Source organism: Paenisporosarcina sp. P5_A11 (assembly GCF_056400705.1).
The window spans coordinates 25,850-48,198 of the sequence record NZ_JBFUKT010000007.1 but is presented as its reverse complement, the minus strand read 5'-3'; the positions used below and the strand labels follow the sequence as shown (position 1 = coordinate 48,198).

Genomic DNA, 22,349 nt, shown 5'->3' with positions numbered 1-22,349 from the left:
ATATTGTTGCCCTTAAAGAGTAGAGGCGGAAAAGATACCGCTATAATATCTTAAACAAGCGAGCAAACTCCGTGAACTCTACGGCAAGGCTCGCTTTTTATACTTTAATTAAACGGAGGTTATACGATATGTCAACGAAATCAACGGACTTTTACTGCTACTCAACTACGCTATTCCACTTCTTAAAAGCGAATGGACTGCGTTATAAATATACCACGCTACACGAACGCACAGGCAACCGTATGTGGGTGTTTGAGCGTATCACTACACTAACTACGCTACTAGACGAATACGACGCTAGGAAGGCGCAGGCACGCGAAGAAGGACGTATCACTAATTAGTTAACGGAAATCAACCTAGTAAACGGAGGGCTTTTTAATGAGTGAAGAAACGAAAAAAGGCGCATTGCCATTCGAAGTAAATCACGGATTCACGCAGATACCTAACGCAGTCATGCGCCACTATCAGTATTACCCGAAATTCAACGGCAGTACCACTAACGTATATGGCTTTCTACTATCACAATATAATAGCGCGTTCGGTTACGCATTTCCTACGCATGTACACGTTGCGCAAGCGTTGAACTTAACAGAAAAGACGGCACGCGGTCATATCGCTATATTACGCGAAGTTGGCTTAATTACGATAACAGAGAACGGCAGATTCGGTAATCATACGTATAAGTTTAATAAACCGATTGAAATAGCGGATCATTTCTTCGCTAAGTTTCCGCAAGCTGCCAAGTGTAAGCGTAAATCAGACGAATCATGGGCGAAGATATTACCGGATAAGATTGCACGTAAGGCGGAAATGTTAGCGGTGAAGGACGTTAAGAGTACGGAAATAACCGAAGATATACTCGATTGGCTATAACGTCCGGTAATTATTACCGTCACGTCCGGTAGTTTTTACCGTTCGTAACGGTAATTATTATCCCGTATATATACTTACTTATAAAGACTTACGTATAAAGACTTACATTGCGCCAGCTAAAGCTAACGCAGATATCGATATAGGTATGTAATCGAAAAGGAACTTAAGTGCAAACGGAGAGAAAGACAGCGTCCGGTAATTATTACCGTTCGTTATTAAAACGAGCAACATTACGCAGCAATAGCGTGAGTGTTGCGTAATACTAGCGAATTCACTCGTTGATATTACGGAGTACTTACTTCATCGTAGGTAGATTACGACTGATCCTCGTAATTGAATTGGCGGAACCCTACCGCCTTTCTACGTTATACATTAGGGACATCGAAAAGGGGACGATTAGAATGGCGAGAAAAGCGGTACCACTAATTACGTTAATTATTGAAGGAAACGAAGTAATAGCGAAAGAATGTCGCGGATGCTTCGAGGTTAAACCGTTAGAACTTTATAACAAAACAACCGACGGAAGTGCAGGCGGACGTAGTTCGAAGTGTAAGGATTGTAAACGTAAGTATCGCGAAGTTAATGCGGATAAGATTAGCGCAAGACAGAAGGAACATTATCGTAATAATCACGCATCAATACGCGAAGCACAATCAGTTTACTACCAAGATAACAAAGAGAAGATAGACGCTGTAAATAAGCAATGGTATACCGACAATAAGGAACGTAAATTAGCTTACGATAAAATATACCGCGAACAAAACAGAGAGCACGGCAGAGAAGTTGCGAAAGAGTGGTATAAACGTAACATTGATTCCGAAAGAGAGCGCTCAAAGATAAAATTACATCATAGAAGAGCCATTGAAAAAGGACTTAGGACTGGTTTCGATGAAGATTGGAAAGGTTTAATACTTAGAGTTTACGGTGGTTGTATTCTTACAGGAACTCAAGATAACATACATTGGGATCACTTTATCCCGTTAGCTACCGGAAAAGGTGGTTCATATGCAGGTAACATGGTTCCGTTATCAGCGAGTCTTAACTTACAAAAAGGAACTAAGAACCCTATAGATTTTCTAATTTCAAAAGGGATGTCGTATGAACGAATATACGATGTCCTTTTTATATTGGCGTGGTTAAACGATATGGACGTAGTAGAATACGTCGGATATGTATACGAATGTTTCGAAGAAAAGGAGGTGGGATAATTGACGAAGAAATTAAATGAGAAACAAATCGCAGCAATCGCTATCCTATCGCAACCCAAACGCGGTGGATTAACGTATGAGCAAATCGCAGAGGAAGTCGGAGTAGCGAGGTCAACGCTATTCGAATGGAAGAAGAACGACGATTTCCACAACGCGTTAAAGGCGGAGATAGTACGTACCACTAGCGATAGACTACCGGAAGTATTCGCCTCAATGATCGATAACATCGTAGAAACAGGCAATGCCGCTGCTTTCCGCACGCTTATGCAGTTACACGGACTTCTTACGGAGAAGGTCGAGGTTAACAGTAAAGGCGGAACAACGGATATGGACAGTATTAAGGCGGAGATTGAACGTCTGCGTAACGTAGGTAAGTCCGAATAGTGTAACGGTGACCTATTATATAGAAGGAACTCCGATTAGCATACGATACATTGTCGGACTAAGGCGTCGTTTTATCAGGCGAACGGTCGTCGCGTGCGCCATAGCCAACGCTTTGACTAACGTATATACACGGACATAAACACCGCAATATACACCGTTCGCAATCGTATACTTAAACGAACACAACGGAAACGTACGAAATAAGCCGATTATATCGTTCGTTATAGTATTAATTACGTAAATGAACGTTCGTTTAATCGGACATACGTTTGTGAACGGATGTGCTGGCGGGCAAAAGACCCCCGGGGCGTCGGATTTACAAAACAGCGGCTCCTAGCCCGTTCAACTCGCGCATTTCAAATTTTCACTTTGACCTACGAAGCACTCGCGCTATCAGCCGGTGCTTTTTCGCATGTCTACGCAAACAAACGGAATGGAGGCGGTGTATATCGCATGGATTAACGGAGAGTGGATCAACGCAGTCAAACGCAAGGAACTAATCGATGTCTACGCGGAATACATCGCCGTCCTTGACGATAAGTTCCCCGACATTGACACGTTAGCAGACGCAGGTTACATCGAAGAATACTTAGAGAACGCGCAACAGTTAGAGCGGTTAGAGCGGATACACCGTTGCGACGGTAACCTAATGGAGTTCGCCATCGAATACTTCTCGGAATCACGTAACCCCGGTAACGACGGCAACTGGGCGGGATTTGACGTGTTAAAGGCGTCAGACTCACCGGAATTCCACCGCAACTTAGTCGGAATGATGGACGAAGTATCGACGGACAAGAAGAACGCAAAAGTAGCCGCAGCAATCGCAAGGTCACACGGTAAGTCGACGTGGTTATCGAAAGGTTTCCCGGTAAGCGAAGTAGTATACCGTAAACGATCGTATATCATCATCATATCCGAAACGCCTTCCGTATCGAAAGCGAATATGGAATGGATACGGAACCAACTGAAATTTAATCGTAAATTACGCGAAGACTTCGGTCCGTTATTGTCTCCGAAAGACCAATCGAATATTACGGATAACAGCGAAGAATTCATCGCTTGGCATGAAGACGGTAATGGCGGTAAAAAGCAATTAGCGCTAATGCAGGCGGCGTCAACCGGTCAAGCGTTACGTGGACGTAACTGGAACGGTACTCGACCGGATTTAATTATATGCGATGACTTAGAAGACGCGCGTCCAGGCGGTAACGCAAGCACGGTCGACCAACGTACGAAATTACGCGACTGGTTTAGTCAAACGGTAATGCCGTTAGGTGATCCGAAAGGCGTTAAAACTGCATTCGTCATAATGGGTACGACGGTTCACGTTTCCGCGTTATTAATGCACATTTTATACGAACGCGCCGACTTTACCTCGCAGATATACCGCGCCATTATCAAGGAACCTACGCGGATGGACTTGTGGGAAAAGTGCCGCATTATTTACACTGACCGCGACATACCGAAACGAGCGGACGTAGCACGGCAATTCTACGAGGATAATCGCGAAGTAATGGACGAAGGTTCGGAAGTTCTATGGCAAGACTTTCAGCCGATATGGAAGCTGATGACGTGGAAGTGGGACAACGGAAGTAAAGCGTTCAACACGGAGTATCAGAATAATCCGATTGACCCGGAATCAATGATTTTTAATCCCGAAACATTCACGTATCACAGCGGAGATATCGACGTACTAAACGATGAATACGAAGTTTCGTTCGGCGTCGATTTAGCGATGGGTAAAAAAGCACGCGGAGATTATTCGGCAATTGCGGTAACAGCACGCAGTAAACAGACCGGCATTATTTACGTAGTTGACGCGTATGGCGAGCGTATTAAGCCTGACGAATTTATGAAAGTTATCGTCGATAAAGTATTAGCGTATCAACCGACAGTAATCGGAATTGAGGCGCAGTTTGCGCAAGAGTTCTTTGTAGACGAGTTGAAAAAGGCGCTCACACGCGTAGGGTATCCGGCAGGAACTCGCGTCAAAAAGATTTATCAAGTATCGCGTAAAGAACTCCGTATCGAGGCGATGATTCCCGACATTGAAAGCGGTACGATTCGATTCAATAAACGGCACGCTCTTTTATTAGAGCAATTCGAACAATACGGCACTGGCGCGCATGACGATTTGCCCGATGCATTATCAATGTCGGTGACGTCGTTAGCAGACACGCAAATAAGCGTAGCAACCGTCCGACGCAACGACCGATGGAACACGCAAGGAAGTCAACGATATAACAGACGTTAATAAACGAAAGGAGGCGTACAATGGCGGATTTCAACATACTTAATTCCGAAGATATGGACACGTTACTATTCAATCCGTTTCAGCAAGCGTTAGGCGCTACGGAACACCAACGTTTGCAACAGCAATACCGCAATTACCTGTACTACGACGGCTATCAGCACAAAGGCGCGTCAGACGAACTCGTCAAAGCCGAAGATGTACCGCGACCGCCCGGACTTGACTACGACCCGACGCGATTCGTAAGTAACTACGCTCGCCTGCTCGTCAGCAAAAAGGCGAAGTGGCAAATGTCGGGCGCACACGGAATCGACGTAAAGGTACGTCAGTTAGGCGCGGAAGACTCACTGGAACAACAAGCGGAGTATAAGCGTGCGGAAGCGTACGAGGCGATTATCACGCAATTACGACGTGAGAACAACGCAAAGTCACGTTTGATACAAGCGGCGCGCGACCGCCTTATCGCCGGGCGTGTAGCGGTGAAAATCCTATTTAATCCGACGAACGGTCGCCTTAAATGGGTGTGGCATCCGGATACTGAAACGTTCCCGATTTATTCCGAAGATGACTTCGAAGATTTAATCGCGTGCCACTTTGTCCGCGAGAAAACGATTGACGGCGAACTGTTTTATCAGAAGCAAACGTTCGAAATGATCGACGGCGAGTGTTGGTTATCGGAGGGTCTGTACAATGCGGAATTAAAACGCGTAAAGGTAATCACGGAAAAAGCTTCGATGGGCTTAGCGTTCTTACCCGTCGTATTAGTACCGATTGAAGACCTCGCGGGAGAGCCGGCAATGTCGAAGGAGTTCGACGACATCAAAGCGTTATCCGCGATACTAAACGCAATGAACGAAGACGCAGTGGATGCACTTAAATTCGAGATGTTCGGTATCACCGCAGTAATCAACGCACCTGCCGGAACAGCGGCGAAGATGGAAATAGCGCCGGGCTCAGTCGTTGAAATAACCGGTTCAAATGACGCAAGACCTCCTGACATTAAGAAAGTCGAAGGTAGCTTCGGTTGGTATCAAGCGTTTAACTCACAGGTCGAACGAACGAAATCGACGATGTTCGAATTATCGTCATTACCGCAGTCCAATATCGCCGACCTTAACTTCGGCGGAATGAACTCGGACGCAATGAGAATCGTATTTCATGACGTGATACAAGACACGGAAGAGCACTGGCTAACGTGGGGTCCTAAGTTAACGGAGTTACACGAAAAGTCCGTACGTTATTTACAAGAGCGTGCGAAGACGGCTAAGACGTTCGCATACGACAAAGACGCGCTATCACTAATCGGCGACAACTACGAACACGATATTAAATTCTCGTTACCATTACCGGATAATCGCGCAGACTTAATCGACTTGCTCACGTTAGAAATGACGGCAGGCTTAGAGTCGCAAGCAGGCGCATTATCGCGAGCAGGCGTAGAGAATACGGCGGCTAAGCGTGAAGAGATTGCGCAGGACGTTAAGCGTTTGCAAGAACGGCAAGACCCGTATCCATTAGGGACGGAAGACAACGGAGAATAAACGTAACACGACCGATACGCGATGTCGGAAAAAGCATCGGAATCAATGTGCGACGGCACTGAAACGGAGGAATTAAAATGGCAGACGAATTAAGAGATACGGAAGTTGTTAACGAGGTTAAAACGGAAACAGCGGAAGTAGGCGCAAAGTACACGCAACAAGATGTCGACAGAATCGTCGGTGAGCGCCTAGCACGAGAGAAGGCGAAGTCGGACAAAGCCGTTGCAGAAGCAAAAGCCGAATCCGAGCGTAAGCAACTCGAAGAACAAAGCGAGTTTAAGACGTTGTATGAAAAGTCGCAACTTGAACTCGAAGATATTCGCAATCAAGCGCAAGCCGAACGCCTCAACACGAAGAAGCAATCGCTATTACTTGAAGCGGGTTACCCTGCGGATAAACTAGCGGACTTGCTCGACTTTGTAACGGGCGAAGACGAAGAAGCGGTGAAGGCTAGCGTAGATAAGTTAATGCGCGTAGCACCACCGAAGGCAGCACCGATTGATCCGGCAGTTAGCGGAGGAAATCGACAACAAGCAACACAGGAAACGTTAAAGGAAAAAGGACGCAAGCGATTCGATGAATTGCGAGCAAAAGGATTACTATAAAAACAACTACTAGGAGGATTTTAAAAATGGCAGGTTACTCATTAAATACTACTCGCGACGCTTTTCAAGGTGGCAAAAACATTCTAGCTTCTGAACACTTTCAATTCGTACACGGTGGAGCAACGTTAAAAGCATCAGTTATCGGTGCAGTAAAACTTGAAGTAGGTACCGCAATTATGCGTAAAATCTCTACTGGTTTCTACGAGAAATACGCAGACGCTACAGGCGCAATTCCAGTAGGCTACGATAACTTCAGCATTCTTAATGTAGACGTACAACTTGACGGAGTGAATGACGTAGTGGTTGGCGAAGTATTAATTCGCGGATCAGTATACGACGCTAAATTAAACGCTAACGTAACAGCGGCTTTCAAAACAGAAACTAAAGATAAGTTTTTCTTCGTTAAGCACATCTAATTTCGACGCACTCACATGAGGCGTCTTTTTTATTGACCAAAAACTAAAACAACTACTAGGAGGATTTTAAAAATGGCAGGTTTAGGACATTTAGAAGCATTCAATCAAGAAACATTATTAGGTTTGGTAGACGAGTCGGTACGTAGCGCAGAAAACACGTTAGGCGACGCATTCTTACCGAACCGCAACGTATACTCTACGAATTTCGCGTATGATATCATCAAACAATCGAAACACATCGGTGCAATGATTGGTTACGGCGCAGAACCGCCAGTAATCGACCGTGACGCAGTTGCTAAAATGCACGGTGAAATCGCTAAGATGGGTCTTAAATATATCGCTACGGAAGAAGAATTACTTGCGTTAAATCAAGCGCGTAACAACGGCGAACAATCGGATATGGTTGACCGTTTAACTGTAAAAGGTCTTGATCTTGTTCAAGCGATTCAACGTCGTATCGCAGTAGCGAAAATGGAAGCTATCACGAAGGGTAACTTCGCATACAACAAAAATGGCGTAAAAGTTAACATCGACTTCGGCGTACCTGCGGGTCATAAAGTCGCTCAAACGGCACCTAACAACTGGGCAACTGCGGATCACGATATTATCGGAGACTTACTAACTTGGGCTTCTACTTACGAAACTTCTAACGGTCGCGCGCCACAAGCTATCCTAGTATCTCGCGAAGTATTCGCTTTAATCGCTAAGAACCAAGGTGTAATCGTTGACGCAGGACGTCCAACAGGCGCGTTACGTGCAAGCGAAGCAGACGTTCAAGCGGTACTTTCTGATAACGGATTACCTGCAATTACAGTCGTTCGTGACCGTAAAGTAACGGTTAAAGACGTTTACACGGGATTAGACGAAGTAATCGAGTACATGCCGGTTAACCGCGTAGTATTCGTATCTGAAGGATTAGGTAACTTCTTAATGGGTCCTACGGTAGAGAAGAACTTCCAACCGGGTATCTTCCTTGATGCTTACGATAAGAAAGAACCGATTCAGTCGATTTTCCGCGCTGTTGCAGCAGGATTCCCGGCTATCGAAAATCCATCGTTACTATTCCACGCTGACGTATACACTCCGTAATGAGTAACGTTAAAGTCCGAGTTACAGGCGCGGTTGTCGACGGCAACGCGCACGGCTCGGTAATTGAAATCGACGGTAAGTCAGCGGAGCATTTAGTTTCGCTAGGCTATGTCGAATTAGTAGCGGAAGAATCAAAGCCGAAAGCGAAGGCGGAGTCAGCGCCGACCAACGCAGTTAAGCCGGCAGAGAAACCGAAGCCACAACGTAAGTCAACGAAGGACAAATAGGAGGTACGCAAATGGCGACGCTAACACAGATGACCGAACGGCTTTCTAAACGGTTCACCGCCGTAACTGCGCAACCTGCGCTAGAAGCGGCTGCGATAGACGTCATGGCGGACACGTTCGAGTTATTCGGATATGCGTCAGCCGACGTACCTATCACGGATATAAACCGACTACTAGCGTATAGTTCCTCGGAACTTGCGTTACAAATCGCATTAGACGCAGCACGATTCTTTAAATACACAGACGGCGAAGAATCCGTAGACAAGTCGATGGTATCGAAAGAGTACCGTGCTTTTGCGACGTTATTCAAAGCGGATTATCTTGCGGAAGAAGCGAAACAAGTCTCAGCCGATGGTTCAGTATTCCGCGTTATGAAACGACTTGACCGCCCATGAGTAAGCAAGCGGAGTTAGACGCGATTTACGCCAAACTCGCGCGTGATTACGGCAAGTTAAACGACAAGCAAGTAGCGCAAGGAATCAAGGAAGTCGGACGTGTCCGTGGCGACATTGCGGGATTACTATCAGAGTTTGCCGAAAATAACGGCACGGTCAAACGTCAACGACTATCGAGGCTCTTGCGCGAACTTGACGCCGTGGAAAAGCTACTACGCGAATACGGTTCTGCAACGATTACCGAAGCAATTCGGCAGTCTAGCGAATTCGCAATCGCGGGCTTAAACGCAGGAACAGCGTCTATTATCGGAACACCTATGGTATCCGCAGGAATCGGAAAGCTTAATAAGCAAACGGTCGACTACGTGATTCGCCGATTCGGTGACGACGGCTTAGTGCTATCGGATCGAGTATGGGGTACTAGCGGAGAAATACGTGATTCGATTGCAAGCGTCTTACGTACCGGTATTATCCGAGGCGATAACGTTAGTTCGATGGTTCGTGATGTTCGGAAAGTATATGACGCAGAAACGTGGAAGATTAAACGGTTAGTTGTGACGGAAGGCAATACGGCTTATCGCGTAGCAAGCGCTAATAGCGTCAAGCAAAGCGATGTAGCGAAGTACGTAAAGATTAACGAGAACGGTAGCCGACACGGAAACCATACGAATCACCGATGCTACAAGTTAGCGAAGGTTGATAAGTACGGCGAAGGTGCCGGTATTTATTTACCGACTGACTCCGAAATCTACATGCCACATCCGCAATGTTCTTCCTATTTAACTGCGGTGATTTTAGATAAATACTTAACGGGCGACTTCGGTGGCTCTAAAACTTAGGAGGTGACTACGTGTTAAACGACGCAGACATCGAATTAATGAAGCAAACACGCAAGGAAATCGTCAGCAACCGACAGACGCTAATAACAATCGCTTATACGTGCGCAGGAACGGTCGACGAATTTACTGGCGAAGTTATCGGCGGTGAAGAAATATCACGCGACGTAATGTCCGTAGTCACCGAGATAAGTTCGACGGCAGGCACGGGGAGCGAGCACGTTTTAATCAGCGGAATTGCCTTCGAAAAGGGCGACGTATGGCTAAGTATCGATTTCGACTTAATCGCCGATATCCACACGTTTATCACCCGATTACGATACGACGGTCAATGGTACACCGTACTGGCTACGGATAAAAAGGGCATCGGCGCAATTAACCGCGTAGAAGTACTCGGGAGGTTGACGACTTAATGGCAAAAACCTTTAACGTAAAAGTAACGGGACTCGAAGAGACACTCCGCAAACTGGATAAACAACTTGGTCAGCAAGCGATAGACGATATCGATAACATTACCGAAGCGTACGCGAAGAAGATGGCGGCAGAGTCGGCGGAAATGGCCCCGTTAAAGGACGCCTTCCTTAAGAACTCTATCGCATCCAGTCCGCAAGTATCTAACGATGATATCCGCGTTTGGGAATATGGGAGCAACTTACCGTACGCCACACGTCAGGAATACGAACACAAGACGAATAAGGCGTTTATACGGAAATCAGTATGGAATAATCGCGAGCAGTACCGCGCTGCCATACGTAAGCGCATATCGAGAGGGTGACGTCATGCAACACGAAATACACTACTCGCTGAAACGGCATTTAGAATCGAAGTTTGCGGGCGTTCCCGTCGTATGGATTTACGATGGCGTCGCGTTGCCTGCGGTTAAACCGTTCATCACCGTCGAGCAGATGCAGAATAACAACGCAATATTATCGAAGGGTCGCGAGTCTTTACAAACGATATACCGTTTCCAAATCGGATTATATGCGAAGGACTCAACGTCTAAAGCACGGATGCAGTCGCAGATTAAGCAAGCGCTCAACTTCGAGCAGATAACGCTATATAACACGTCAACGTCGCCTGCAATCGCAAGCGGCTTTTTTGATGCGTTCGTAACGTCGGAAGTGCCTATACCGGCGGAGGTTAGTGAGGCGGAAACACAGAAACACAAGGTATTTTTTACGGTTGAAATTCCATTCCTTTACGGAAGAAATAACACGACTATATAGGAGGAAACTAAATGGCATCGAACGTAATGAAGGGTAGTAACATAGTTTTCGCAGTCCGTTTCACAGATGATTTATCAGCGGAAAAAACACTACGCGTATTAAATCAAACGGGCGGTTCACGTTCTAAAGAACGCGACGAAATCGAATTAAATACCAAAGATATTGAAGGCTCTGACTATGGGAAAAAGACGGAAACAATCAGCTTTGAAGGTTTAGTAACGGAAGACGACGGCGCACTTGCGTACTTAGAGTCTTGCGTAGACGACGCTTTATACGCTGAAATCCTCGAAGTAAACATTTTAACAAAAGAAGCTAAAGTCGGCACGTACATGGTGTCTTCGCTTGAATACGATTACTCTGACGACGAATCAGCGACATACTCGTTTGAAGCGAAATTAAGTGGTGAAGTCACGGCTGAAACATTAACGACAGTACCAGCTGGCGACACGATTGCTCCACCAGTAGCTTAATTTTAACTTGCGGAGGCTTAACGGCCTCCTTTTCTTTTTGACTACGTAATACAAAACTACGTCTACCGACGGTAAAAAGGGGCAGATTTTCAATGGCGAATTTCAAAATTAACGGTAAAGAACACGAACTAAAACTAACATATGCAGGCGTTAAATACTTAAACAAAGTAGCGGACGGCGGTGCACTAGCAGTCGTAGGTCAAGCGATGCAAGGTGACGCTGAATTATTCCCGCACATTATATCGGCAGCACTTAAACATACGGAACTTAACCACACGTTAGAAGACGTAGAGCAGGCGATTGAACAAGCGGTTGCAGAAGAACGTATCGACTTCCTCGAAGTTATGCGAATCTCTAACGAAATTATTTCCGAGAGTTTTTTCTACAAAGCGATCATAGCGAAGATGATGAGCGACAACAAGGACGCGAAGAAAGCGCTAGACAAGCTACTGAAATAACCGAGCGGTACTTACGTGGTTTATCCGAAGTCGAACGTGCAGTAGCGGACGGTTGGCGTTATTTAGAGTTGAAGCCTGCGGAGATATTATCGTTAACACCGCGCGAGTTAACGATACTCATGAAGGCGCAGACAGAACGGCAATACGACGACTATGAACGAATGGCATTCGGAGCAATGATGATAGAAAACGCTAGCCGTATTAAGAAGCCGAAGACAACCGACTTATTCAAACGTCCGACAGACGAAGGTAGCCGTAAGGGACGGAAGTCAGCGAAAGAACTCCGTGAGCAAATAGAACAGCAACAAGCGTTACTTTCGCAATTCACATTTACGAAATGAGCGACGGAAGGAGGTCGTTAGATGAACGAAAATATAGTCGTACGCATAGGAGCCGATATATCGCAACTTAGTTCACAACTCGGTCAAGCAAAACGCGATTTAGGTAGCTTCGGCGACGGTATGAAAAACGTTGGCGCAAGCATGGCTACGTCATTCGGAGCAGCTACGTTAGCGATCGGGGCAGGGTTAGGATTCGCGGTCAAGAAAGCAGCAGACTTTGACACGCAGATACGAAAGGCAGGCGCAATTGCCGGAGCATCTACGGAGGAACTCGACAAAATGAAACAATCGGCGTTAGAACTCGGGGCAACGACAAGTCAAAGCGCAAGTTCAACCGCAGCAGCGATGACGGAACTCGCGGCAAAAGGAATGTCGGCGAATGAAGTAATCGCTGCAATGCCCGGAATCATATCGGCTGCGGAAGCGTCAGGTGAAGATTTAGCATTAGCGGCGGATACTGTATCGTCGGCGTTGAACATATGGGGGTTTGAAGCTAGTGAATCAAGTCGTATTGCAGACGTACTAACGGAATCAGCAAATTCGTCAGCAGCCGGAATTGACAGTCTTGGGTATGTCCTCAAATATGCGGGAGCACCAGCCGCAGCATTAGGGATATCTTTAGAAGAAGTAGCGGCAGCCGCAGGAATTATGACAGATGCAGGATTGGACGGAAGCAACGCAGGAACGTCATTACGTGCTTCACTACTTGCACTTAATAGCCCTGCGACAGCGCAGTCAAAAATCATGGAAAAGCTAGGTATATCCACAAAGAATAGTAAAAACGAAACTAAATCCTTATCGGAAATCGTAGATAATGTGACTAAATCAATGGAAGGTATGACCGAAGCGGAAAAAGTTGCGACACTATCAAAACTAGTCGGAACAGAAGCCGTATCCGGATTCCTTCAATTAATGAAAGCCGGTCCCTCAGTAATTGATAAAAACACGGAAGCACTACGTAACTCCGCAGGAGCATCCGCAGAAGCGGCGGCTAAGATGAAAGCCGGCATAGGAGGAGCACTCGAAAACTTATCGGGTGCATTCGAATCCCTTGCGATTACAATCGGGGATCAATTAGTTCCGATAGTTACGGCAGTTGCTAAATTCCTTACGAAATTAGCGGAGAAGTTTATGAGCTTATCAGACGGAGTTAAGAAGTTCCTCGTTATAGGGACATTGATAGCCGGCATATTCACAGCAATCGCGGCAGGTATCGGCGTTTTGTTAATGGTGGTCGGTGGTGCAATTACCGGGCTTACCGCGATTGCAGGGGCGTTAGGTATAGCAGGAGGAGCAGCGGGATTACTCGGTGCTGCATTTACGTTATTAACAGGGCCAATCGGAATAGCGATTGCAGCGATAGTAGGCATCGGCGCAATACTCGTACTAGCGTATAACAAGGTTGGGTGGTTTCGTGACGCTGTAAATACCGCGTGGACAGCGATTAAGAACGCTACGTTGGTTGCGTTTAATGCGGTTAAGTCCGTCATCGTGAAAGTAATGGCGGAAGTTATGGTATTCGTCGGGCAGATACTAGGTAAGCTAAAGGCGTTTTGGGCGGAGCACGGCGCGTCAATTACTAAGTTAGTTAGCGGATCATTTAACGCGGTGTTGAGCGTAATTAAATCCGTAATGGGTTATATACAAGGTATTTTTCAAGCGGTATGGCCTATCATTTCGGGCGCGGTACAAATTGCGTGGGCGTTGATTAAAACTATCGTTAGTTCTTCGCTAGATATCATCCTAGGAATCGTCGGTGCGGTAATGAACGTACTCGAAGGTGATTGGAGAGGCGCATGGAATTCAATTAAACAAATCGTAGTAGACGTATGGGGTAACATTAAGAGCTACCTCGGAAGCATCGACTTAGCGTCAATCGGACGCAACATCATGCAAGGTCTTGTACGCGGTATTTCGTCAATGTCGGGAGCAGTAAAAGACACCGTTAAAGGCATCGCAAATGCTATCCCATCCGGCGTGAAGAAACTACTCGGAATTCACTCGCCATCCCGCGTAATGATGGCACTCGGAGAATTCGTCGGTCAAGGTTTAGCGAAAGGTGTCACCGGAACTGCGAAGCAGGTAGCGTCAGCAGGCAAAAGCCTAGCGTCGAAACTGAATAGCGCAATCGCTAACAAGACGACCGGCAAAGGTTTGGATTCCGCATTAGCATCGGTACGCACATATGCGTCTAAACAAATCGCAATCCTCGGAAGCATCGCTAAAAACCGCGAAGCTATTTCCGGTAAGTTAAAGGTGGCAAACGATAAGCTAGCCGAAGCAATGAAGGTACGTAACGACTTCGCTAAATCGGTTACAGATGGGGCGCTAAGCTTCGCGTCAATCGGTAACGTCGATGCTAAAACAGGCGACGACTTTGCGATGCAACTACGCGAACGCCTTCACTCGATTACCGAATTCCAAGCGAATATTAAACGCCTACAAAAAGCCGGTCTTAATAAAACCGCGTTACAGGATATCATCAACGCAGGTGTCGAAGGTGGCGGAGCGAAAGCGGCAATACTAGCAGGCGCAACTTCAGAAGCAATCAAGGATATCAACTCGACACAAACGAAAATCAACGCAGCATCTAAAGCACTCGGCAAAGACGCGGCTGACCAGTTCTTCGGAGCAGGCGTCATGGCAGCACAAGGCATCGCGAAAGGTTTAGCGTCACAAGCGAAAGCGTTAGAATTATCGGCTAACAAGATTTCCGATGCACTCGTTAAAGCCGTTAAACGCAGACTCGATATTCATTCGCCGTCCCGTGTGCTTGCTGAAATCGGTAAATTTACAGGACTCGGTCTAATCAAAGGATTGGACGGTCAAATGTCGAGTGTCGAGCGCATGGGTCAATCGCTAGCAAACGCAGCAGTGGCTAAACCGACGCTGTCATACGCAACGCCGAGCGGCGCTTCATACAGTAGCCTATCGTCAGCATTAAGCGGTTCGGTCGACGTTTCAACAACGGAACAAAGCGGTTTACTACGTGAAATAGTTTCGGCTATCCGCGAAGGCCAAGTATTGACGATTGACGGCAGACGCGCAGGCGGTACTCTAGCGCCACACGTAAAGGCTAAGAACGATATGGTTACGGCATTCAGACGCAATGGAAACGGAGGAGGTGTATACGGTGTTTAAATCACCCGAGAATATAACGATTAACAACGTAGACTTATCGGCATTATTTGACGAAGGCACCGACGCCTACTTCGTAGTCAACGCGGTTCGAGGTCGTGACGAAGATGAATACGGACTACTACAAACGAGGGTGCCTACGCGAGTGGGCGCTTATTTACTCGGCAAGGAAACGGGCAATCGTGTGGTCGAAGTCGACTTTACGTTAAAAGGCGTTAGTCACATCGATGTACGTAATAAACTTACGCATATCCGCGACTTAATGCAGACGTCGGAATTAACTCTCGTATTCGACGATGATCCGGAAATATATCATCGAGGTACATTTGTGTCGTTATCTAATCGCGACGAAGTCCGCACGATATACCAAGGTACGCTCACGTTTGACTGCGACCCTTATAGATACTTCGTCAGCACAAAGACGTATGCGTTTATCGACGGTCTTGTCACGGTGAATAACGTAGGCACAGGCGTATCAGAACCGATTTACACGATTACGGCAAACGAAAGCATTACGTATGTGGATGTATTTAATGACGATAACTATATACGCGTAGGGCAACCGGCACCTGTCGATATGACACCGGTAGCACGCGAAGAATTAATGATGTCCGATGCGATGGCGTCTACAGTCGGTTGGACAACGGCAGGCACTAGCGTAGACGGCGGAGTTGTTGCAGGTACGATGGCTGCGAATGGTTACTCGTTTTCGGCGTCAAGTTACGGAACAGGTCCGGCGTGGCATGGTCCAGCGTTGAAACGTTCTATACCGGGCGCACCGTTAACCGACTTTATGGTTAGCACGCGCTTTAATATATCGGGCACAGCGTCGAATTTACGTGGACGTGTGGAGTTTACGTTGCTAGACGACTTATCGCAAGTTACTGCTAAATTCGCAATGAAACGCGTCGGAGGCGGAGCAGGCGGTAATGTAGCCGAGTTGCGTTTAGGAGATGCCTCTAACGGTAAAACCGTTTTAAATTTCGCGGGTACAAAAGGAAACGCATGGCGTAATTTCACGGGTATCATGCGTCTGACACGTACAGGTCAAGAATGGACGATATACGTAGCGATTGTAGATGCCGAAACCGGAAAGCATCATACGAGGTACTACTATACGTACAGTGACCGCGAAGTATCATTTGCGCGTAATTTATCGCAAATACAAATACACATCGGAGCATACGGTACTAACGCAACTAATCCGATGGACATTCGCGATATAAAAATTTACCGAATCAATCAAGTTACGGCAACGGAAATACCTTACATTGCGCATGCAGGTGATGTCATTACGGTAGATACTACGCAGAATCTAATCGCAATTAACGGAGAGGAGCGCAATGACTTGAAGGATTTCGGCGGTACTTACTTCGACTTACAAAAAGGCAGTACAACGTTAGCAGTCGAACCATCCGACAAAGTTGACGCAACTGTTACGTTTAGGGAGCGAAATCGATGACGCAAATATACGTACTAGACGCACAAAACGATAGGCTCCGCGGCGAATTGAATAACCGCGGAAGAAGCATATTCCGCAACGATCGTTTGTATAGCGAGTTATGGGGCGAATACTCATTCGAATTTGAAATGCCCGCGAACATAAAAGAATCGGAATACTTCGAAGACCGCGCACGCATATTAGTGCCGGGAGAAGATGGAGGTTACGAGGAATTTATTATATACGAAACGTCTACTTTCTTAGACGGCGGTGTTCCGTGGAAGCGTGTTATAGCGGAATCATCTTCGCGTGAACTCGACGGTTTGAAGATATTAAACCCGACTTCATACGCAGGTTTAACGCTTAAGCAGTACGCGCAGTTAGCACTAGGTAGTACGGGATGGACTTACGGAATTGTCGACTTTATGGGCGCTAAGACGATTGCATACGACGAGCACGTAGGCGCATTCGCTTTCCTCGTTAAAGTCGCGAAGGAATTCGACGTAGAAATGCGTTTTCGCACGGAAGTAAGCGGCTCACGCGTAGTCGGTCGGTACATCGATTTAATTGAACGAATCGGCGCTAACCGACGTAAGGAAATCGAAATCGGCAAGGATTTAGTCAGCGTTGAACGTCAGGTACACAGCGGGCGCATCGTAACCGCGTTGCAGTGTATCGGACCCGACGCAGAAGACGGCACACCACTTACAGCGTTTGTCACGGACGAAGACGCTTATCAACGTTGGGCACGGAAAGACCCCGACGGCACTACGCATCATATCATCGGCATTTACAAGCCGGAGTCCGACAGAACGGATATGACGCAAGCGCAACTCGAACAATACGGGCGTACGGAACTAAAGAAACGTATTGACTCCGTAGTAGAATACCTTGTGAATGCCATCGATTTAGAAACGATATATCCGCATGAACGCGTAAGGCTAGGTGATTCCCTGCGCATCAAGAACCCGCAGTTTAGTCCGCCATTATACGCAGAGGCACGGGCGATAGCGGTCGAACGTTCGCTAACCGATCCGGCTGCGAAAAGCTACGTTATCGGCAACGTTGTCACATTTACGGAAGCAGACATTATGACTACGTTTAGAGCGTTGCAACGCTTATACGGCACGAAACTTATTAAAGGACCGATAGAACCGCCGGGACAATCTAAAACGATATGGATTAATACAAGCGGCACGTTAGACGTTCCGTATACGTATAACAGTCAAACATCGCAATGGGAGAAATACGCACCGACGGACGCAAGCGAGATTAACGGATTAGTCGTCGGTCAGCAATATAACGGCGTGTCCATTACACCGGAAAACGGCTTAGTGGTGGACAGGACTGATGGCTTAGTTGAAACGATTACGAATGCAACCGAAGGCTTTACGATACAGTCGCGTCCCACCGATTTATCGCCGTTTAAGAAAGTATTCTTCGCGGACGAAACCGGTAACTTAACGTTTGCAGGCGTAGCGCGAGGTGCGCAAATACTAATCGGTGGTTTAGATAACGCAGACGGCGTGCTAGTTATATACGGTGCTGACGGAATTCCAGTCGGAGAAATCAATGCGGCTTCGGGAACGTTTAACTTTCCGTCGCTTTCTGTCGGTGATTTATTCGCGCCGAACGTAGTGGCTTACGCAGATTACCGGAATGAAACGAGAATTATCCGTGTCGCTGAAAAGGCGGAACCGACTTTATCGGTAAGCGAGCCAAGTGACGAATATGACGGAGAATCATGGTTGACTCCATTACGAACAATATCTGAAGCATTAAGACGTATACCCCTTACGTTTAAAGGAACGGTGGAAATCGTACTAGTTGCAGGTCACACGTTTATAGGTGACGCGGATGTGTCGGGATTCAGTGGTGGTGGAAACATAATCATACGCAACGCATCGGTGGCAAGTGAACGAGCTAAAGTAGTAGGCGAAGTGCGTATCACAAGCAACTCTAATCACGTGGCGTGGGACGGAGTGGATATTGACTCAACTAGTCCTACTTCTGGAATTGCGTGTCTAGGTGCTGTCGGAATTATATCGGGATGCCGCATAAATGGTGCAACAGGAAATACCGATTTCGGCATAAGTGTAACATCGAGTGCTAATTTCCGAATTGATAACGTCACATACTCGAATTGTAAAACTGCGGTACGGGCGTCTTATGGTGGATATGCGCATGCCGTTGACAATACGGGTAGCGTAACTGGAATTGCGCTCGTCGCATACGGAGGCATCATATCCGGATCAGGGACAGCCCCGACAGGCATCGGCGGTAATACCTCGGCAGTAGTAGGCGGTCAGATTACGGGATCATGGACGTTCCCTGCGCCACCATCCACACCTGCCCCGATTGCTACGACGACGAAAAAAACGTGGTCAGCTACAAGCGATAGCGGAACATACCGAACGGATTTCGGCGGTAGTTGGGACACCGGTAGCAATTACGGCAATGTCGCTACGCAAGGTAAATGGGGGTCGTACGGCACGTTTTATGGCGCATGGTTCTTCGGTTCTGGCTTATCCACAACAGTCAGCGGTAAGACGATTAAGTCGATACGCGTCTATACAGGGCGTTTGTCGGGCGGTAGCGGTTCGGCGGTCAGCATTAAATTCAGACCGCATACGAGCAACAGTCGACCGAGCGGCAACATCGCCGTGCAGTCACCGGAGTACGGCGCTAACTTTAAGCCGGGGGAATCGAAGTGGGTAACGTTACCTACGTCATTCCACGCAGGATTTGCGAGTGGTTCGTATAAAGGCATCGGTATTTATAGCGGTACTAGCAATTACGCGAAGATGATCAAAGGCGCGAAAATCGAAATTACGTATCAATAAGAGGTGAGCGGATGAAAACGTTATTAGCATTCGGCGAAAGGTTGTCGGCGGATAAAATCGTCAAGACCGCAGACGCCATAGTGGGTTATTCCGACGGCAGAGAAGTGTTCGCCTTCCGGGGCGTGCGCGACTTTGCGCGGTTTAGCTTAGAGGATGATGCGGAATGGGATTTAGCAGAGTTATTAGACGTAAGACAAACGGAAACAGAAGGCGCGGTACTATCGCTTATGGATTTTATGATGGGAGGCGGTATTTAATTATGTACGGATTTATTTTGAATATGTACGTTATGCGTAGAATCACGGCGGACAAAGTGCGCTCATATGTGCCGTTTTATATCACGGAAGCAGAGCGCGATATGATACTCGCGACACCGCAAAACGAAATATAATAAAAGGAGTTGAACCGATTGTATAAACCGATTAGAAGAGCGGATTTAATTATTGGTGGTACGGCGGTCAAACAAGGCGAAATATTTACGCTAGGATTTCAGCTATTCGACGCAAACGGACTTGTCATCGTACCGACGGTCGGGCAGTCGCTTAGCGTAAAAGTCGCGAACAAAACAGGCGTTGTCTTTGAAACGGTAGCGTCCGTAGTTGACGACCATATCGAATTTACGATAGACGAAAACATCGGCGCAGGTAAGATGCGCGTCGAATTAACGGTAGGCGACGGTGTAAACGTATTACAGAAGTATCCGGCGAACGGATATATCGAATTATTGATATCCGCATCACTTGATGATATCGGAACAGGTACGATTTATACCGTAACGGCTGCGGAAATGTTCGAACGTATCGAAGGAAGCGAAGTCGCGTCGGCAGAGGCGGTAGCGAACGCGATTGAGGCGAAGGGAACTGCGGATGCGGTACGTGCGGATTTCGACTTAGTGGTTGCGGAGGCAGGATCGAGTAATCCGGAGGTCGTTTTAGCGCGTGGTGGAGAGGCGAATTTGAATGCGAGGCTTAGCGGCGTTGATTCGCAGTTGGCGGATACAGCGAAGAAGACAGCAAAAAACGCATTTTACGCAGAAGTAAATAGTCACCGATATAGAAAGCCGATGATAACAATTATTGACGATGATGGCAGACCTAAATTATGGACTGATTTTAAGCCAGTTATCGAAAGACAACAAGTTCCGATAACAGCGGCAATCATCACGAATAGAGTAGGCGATGACCTTCTAAGTGTAAATCTTACTCAAATGAAAGAGATGCAAAAATTAGGCGTTGAATTCGTCAATCACACAACAGATCATTCAGACCTTTTAACTCTAGCTACTGATGCTGAAATCGAATCGAAATTAAAACCTGCACAAGAATGGCTAAATAATAACGGGTTTAATGGGGATTACATTGTTTATCCTTTTGGTGGCGTTAATGCTAATATCAAAAAAATCGCTCGTAAGTTTAGTCGCGCGGGTATTGATATTAGTAGAGGTACTAATACTGGAATCAATTATCCACCTCTCGATACTTACTCGTTAGTAAGAACGGATTTTGAAACCAACAGTATAACTGCATTAAAAGCAAAAGTTGATGAAGCTATTACTAATAACGGATGGTTAATCATCATGAGCCATACAGGTTATGAATCATGGACTGCAAGCAAAATGGAAGAACTTATTGTCTATGCCAAAACAAAAGCTATTCAGTTTGTCACATTAGAGAATGGGATGAATCAAGTCGGCAACATTCTTGACACTGGAGATATTCTAGTAGGTGGAAATGGGATTATTATAGATGCAGACGGAGAAGCACACGGGAATAACATCGGGGTAACGAGAATTATAGTTACAACCTCTCTTACTAACACTACATCGATAACAAATTTCAAAAAGAGTACTGTTTCCATCGGGTATTTATTGGATGGAGTCGCTTCGAGTGGTGGATTCCCGACATTAAATGGAGGCGTTTTAGAAACACACAGATTTGCAAATGACGCATTTAGTTATCAGGTATATAAGCCATACGCAAGCTTTAACGTGTACAGACGAAAATGGAATACCACTACAAGTTTATGGAACGCTTGGGTAAATGAAAACTTTGTCCAATTGAGAGCCAATAATACTTACAGTTCGACTACAGCGCCTTCGGCAATTCCTGCACCCGACAGAGAAACGATCAACGTAGCGAGAGTGGATAGTGGAGGAGCGACAGGATTCCCCGAAAACTCAGCAGGTACGCTTTATTTCAATCCAATAGCTTCAACGGGATACGTTCACCAAATATACGTGTTACACGGAAGTGGGCGTATGTATAAACGAGCTTATGACAATAGCGCATGGACTGCTTGGTCACGCATAGATGCTCCAAGTGTTACGAAAGATGCGTCAGGAACTGTTGTGGGAGTGGTAAATGCGAATTCCTCAAAAGATGTGTCCGTAAACAGTGGTGCTTTTGCTCTCGGAGATACGTTGGTGACAAACCCGTATTCTGATTTACCTGCTGGAATTATCTATAATTCGTGGGTGAGTTCGGCTGGTGTCGCTAAAATACKAGTATTCAATATGACAGGAGCATCTATCGACTTAGGTACGATGCGATGGATAGTTAAGGCGATGAAGAATGACGTAACAGTATAAAAACAACAAACATTTGAAGC

The 22,349-nt window shown here is 46.5% G+C and carries 22 protein-coding genes; all 22 read left to right on the top strand.

From position 1 onward, the window contains the following. The first annotated feature begins 378 nt into the window (after window positions 1–378). On the top strand, window positions 379–873 hold the full coding sequence (locus AC1DOS_RS03410) for an ArsR family transcriptional regulator (protein WP_477536404.1): 495 nt from the start codon (window positions 379–381) through the stop codon (window positions 871–873). 401 nt (window positions 874–1,274) lie between these two features. Then, window positions 1,275–2,081: a hypothetical protein gene (locus AC1DOS_RS03405; RefSeq protein ID WP_477536403.1), complete on the top strand. Its 807-nt coding sequence runs from the start codon at window positions 1,275–1,277 to the stop codon at window positions 2,079–2,081. Further along, window positions 2,082–2,465 carry a phBC6A51 family helix-turn-helix protein gene (locus AC1DOS_RS03400; RefSeq protein WP_477536402.1) on the top strand — a complete coding sequence of 128 codons (384 nt, stop codon included), beginning with the start codon at window positions 2,082–2,084 and terminating at the stop codon, window positions 2,463–2,465. Window positions 2,466–2,877: 412 nt separating this feature from the next. Then, the gene (terL, locus tag AC1DOS_RS03395) at window positions 2,878–4,719 is read left to right on the top strand and encodes a phage terminase large subunit (RefSeq protein ID WP_477536401.1); all 1,842 of its coding nucleotides are present in this window, start codon (window positions 2,878–2,880) and stop codon (window positions 4,717–4,719) included. Between the two features lie 20 nt (window positions 4,720–4,739). Continuing rightward, window positions 4,740–6,257 carry a phage portal protein gene (locus AC1DOS_RS03390; RefSeq protein WP_477536400.1) on the top strand — a complete coding sequence of 506 codons (1,518 nt, stop codon included), beginning with the start codon at window positions 4,740–4,742 and terminating at the stop codon, window positions 6,255–6,257. A 77-nt stretch (window positions 6,258–6,334) separates the two neighbouring features. Next, entirely contained in the window at window positions 6,335–6,862 is a 528-nt protein-coding gene (locus AC1DOS_RS03385) for a capsid assembly scaffolding protein Gp46 family protein (protein WP_477536399.1), read from the top strand. A gap of 26 nt (window positions 6,863–6,888) precedes the next feature. Beyond that, on the top strand, window positions 6,889–7,278 hold the full coding sequence (locus AC1DOS_RS03380) for a hypothetical protein (RefSeq protein ID WP_477536398.1): 390 nt from the start codon (window positions 6,889–6,891) through the stop codon (window positions 7,276–7,278). Between the two features lie 72 nt (window positions 7,279–7,350). Continuing rightward, window positions 7,351–8,367, top strand: coding sequence for a major capsid protein (locus tag AC1DOS_RS03375; protein ID WP_477536397.1), 1,017 nt, complete (start codon window positions 7,351–7,353; stop codon window positions 8,365–8,367). After that, entirely contained in the window at window positions 8,367–8,594 is a 228-nt protein-coding gene (locus AC1DOS_RS03370) for a DUF7302 family protein (protein ID WP_477536396.1), read from the top strand. Before AC1DOS_RS03375 ends, AC1DOS_RS03370 begins: the two co-directional genes overlap by 1 nt. An 11-nt stretch (window positions 8,595–8,605) precedes the next feature. Further along, the gene (locus AC1DOS_RS03365; protein WP_477536395.1) at window positions 8,606–8,989 is read left to right on the top strand and encodes a hypothetical protein; all 384 of its coding nucleotides are present in this window, start codon (window positions 8,606–8,608) and stop codon (window positions 8,987–8,989) included. Next, window positions 8,986–9,828 carry a hypothetical protein gene (locus AC1DOS_RS03360; RefSeq protein WP_477536394.1) on the top strand — a complete coding sequence of 281 codons (843 nt, stop codon included), beginning with the start codon at window positions 8,986–8,988 and terminating at the stop codon, window positions 9,826–9,828. Before AC1DOS_RS03365 ends, AC1DOS_RS03360 begins: the two co-directional genes overlap by 4 nt. Window positions 9,829–9,839: 11 nt before the next feature. Next, window positions 9,840–10,238 (top strand): hypothetical protein, encoded by a 399-nt coding sequence (locus AC1DOS_RS03355; protein WP_477536393.1) that lies wholly within the window; start codon window positions 9,840–9,842, stop codon window positions 10,236–10,238. Continuing rightward, entirely contained in the window at window positions 10,238–10,600 is a 363-nt protein-coding gene (locus AC1DOS_RS03350; RefSeq protein ID WP_477536392.1) for an HK97 gp10 family phage protein, read from the top strand. The genes AC1DOS_RS03355 and AC1DOS_RS03350 overlap by 1 nt, the downstream gene beginning before the upstream one ends. A 4-nt stretch (window positions 10,601–10,604) precedes the next feature. Then, window positions 10,605–11,051, top strand: coding sequence for a hypothetical protein (locus AC1DOS_RS03345; RefSeq protein WP_477536391.1), 447 nt, complete (start codon window positions 10,605–10,607; stop codon window positions 11,049–11,051). A gap of 11 nt (window positions 11,052–11,062) precedes the next feature. Then, window positions 11,063–11,521: a phage major tail protein, TP901-1 family gene (locus AC1DOS_RS03340; protein ID WP_477536390.1), complete on the top strand. Its 459-nt coding sequence runs from the start codon at window positions 11,063–11,065 to the stop codon at window positions 11,519–11,521. Window positions 11,522–11,613: 92 nt separating this feature from the next. Further along, window positions 11,614–11,979: a tail assembly chaperone gene (locus AC1DOS_RS03335; protein ID WP_477536389.1), complete on the top strand. Its 366-nt coding sequence runs from the start codon at window positions 11,614–11,616 to the stop codon at window positions 11,977–11,979. Between the two features lie 68 nt (window positions 11,980–12,047). Then, the gene (locus tag AC1DOS_RS03330; protein ID WP_477536388.1) at window positions 12,048–12,320 is read left to right on the top strand and encodes a hypothetical protein; all 273 of its coding nucleotides are present in this window, start codon (window positions 12,048–12,050) and stop codon (window positions 12,318–12,320) included. A 21-nt stretch (window positions 12,321–12,341) separates the two neighbouring features. Then, on the top strand, window positions 12,342–15,461 hold the full coding sequence (locus AC1DOS_RS03325; protein WP_477536387.1) for a phage tail tape measure protein: 3,120 nt from the start codon (window positions 12,342–12,344) through the stop codon (window positions 15,459–15,461). After that, complete coding sequence (locus AC1DOS_RS03320; RefSeq protein ID WP_477536386.1) at window positions 15,454–16,920, top strand: distal tail protein Dit; 1,467 nt, start codon at window positions 15,454–15,456, stop codon at window positions 16,918–16,920. Before AC1DOS_RS03325 ends, AC1DOS_RS03320 begins: the two co-directional genes overlap by 8 nt. After that, complete coding sequence (locus AC1DOS_RS03315; protein ID WP_477536385.1) at window positions 16,917–19,742, top strand: phage tail spike protein; 2,826 nt, start codon at window positions 16,917–16,919, stop codon at window positions 19,740–19,742. The genes AC1DOS_RS03320 and AC1DOS_RS03315 overlap by 4 nt, the downstream gene beginning before the upstream one ends. 11 nt (window positions 19,743–19,753) lie before the next feature. Continuing rightward, window positions 19,754–19,999, top strand: a complete 246-nt coding sequence (locus AC1DOS_RS03310; protein WP_477536384.1) for a hypothetical protein — start codon at window positions 19,754–19,756, stop codon at window positions 19,997–19,999. A 152-nt stretch (window positions 20,000–20,151) separates the two neighbouring features. Next, window positions 20,152–22,329 carry a polysaccharide deacetylase family protein gene (locus AC1DOS_RS03305; protein ID WP_477536383.1) on the top strand — a complete coding sequence of 726 codons (2,178 nt, stop codon included), beginning with the start codon at window positions 20,152–20,154 and terminating at the stop codon, window positions 22,327–22,329. The last annotated feature ends 20 nt before the right edge of the window (window positions 22,330–22,349 follow it).

Excerpts from the sequence above, each read along its gene's own strand:
- AC1DOS_RS03410 (WP_477536404.1), top strand. The coding sequence starts at position 379 with ATGAGTGAAGAAACGAAAAAAGGCGCATTGCCATTCGAAGTAAATCAC.
- AC1DOS_RS03405 (WP_477536403.1), top strand. The coding sequence starts at position 1,275 with ATGGCGAGAAAAGCGGTACCACTAATTACGTTAATTATTGAAGGAAAC.
- terL (WP_477536401.1), top strand. The coding sequence starts at position 2,878 with ATGTCTACGCAAACAAACGGAATGGAGGCGGTGTATATCGCATGGATT.
- AC1DOS_RS03390 (WP_477536400.1), top strand. The coding sequence starts at position 4,740 with ATGGCGGATTTCAACATACTTAATTCCGAAGATATGGACACGTTACTA.
- AC1DOS_RS03385 (WP_477536399.1), top strand. The coding sequence starts at position 6,335 with ATGGCAGACGAATTAAGAGATACGGAAGTTGTTAACGAGGTTAAAACG.
- AC1DOS_RS03380 (WP_477536398.1), top strand. The coding sequence starts at position 6,889 with ATGGCAGGTTACTCATTAAATACTACTCGCGACGCTTTTCAAGGTGGC.
- AC1DOS_RS03375 (WP_477536397.1), top strand. The coding sequence starts at position 7,351 with ATGGCAGGTTTAGGACATTTAGAAGCATTCAATCAAGAAACATTATTA.
- AC1DOS_RS03370 (WP_477536396.1), top strand. The coding sequence starts at position 8,367 with ATGAGTAACGTTAAAGTCCGAGTTACAGGCGCGGTTGTCGACGGCAAC.
- AC1DOS_RS03365 (WP_477536395.1), top strand. The coding sequence starts at position 8,606 with ATGGCGACGCTAACACAGATGACCGAACGGCTTTCTAAACGGTTCACC.
- AC1DOS_RS03360 (WP_477536394.1), top strand. The coding sequence starts at position 8,986 with ATGAGTAAGCAAGCGGAGTTAGACGCGATTTACGCCAAACTCGCGCGT.
- AC1DOS_RS03350 (WP_477536392.1), top strand. The coding sequence starts at position 10,238 with ATGGCAAAAACCTTTAACGTAAAAGTAACGGGACTCGAAGAGACACTC.
- AC1DOS_RS03345 (WP_477536391.1), top strand. The coding sequence starts at position 10,605 with ATGCAACACGAAATACACTACTCGCTGAAACGGCATTTAGAATCGAAG.
- AC1DOS_RS03340 (WP_477536390.1), top strand. The coding sequence starts at position 11,063 with ATGGCATCGAACGTAATGAAGGGTAGTAACATAGTTTTCGCAGTCCGT.
- AC1DOS_RS03335 (WP_477536389.1), top strand. The coding sequence starts at position 11,614 with ATGGCGAATTTCAAAATTAACGGTAAAGAACACGAACTAAAACTAACA.
- AC1DOS_RS03325 (WP_477536387.1), top strand. The coding sequence starts at position 12,342 with ATGAACGAAAATATAGTCGTACGCATAGGAGCCGATATATCGCAACTT.
- AC1DOS_RS03315 (WP_477536385.1), top strand. The coding sequence starts at position 16,917 with ATGACGCAAATATACGTACTAGACGCACAAAACGATAGGCTCCGCGGC.
- AC1DOS_RS03310 (WP_477536384.1), top strand. The coding sequence starts at position 19,754 with ATGAAAACGTTATTAGCATTCGGCGAAAGGTTGTCGGCGGATAAAATC.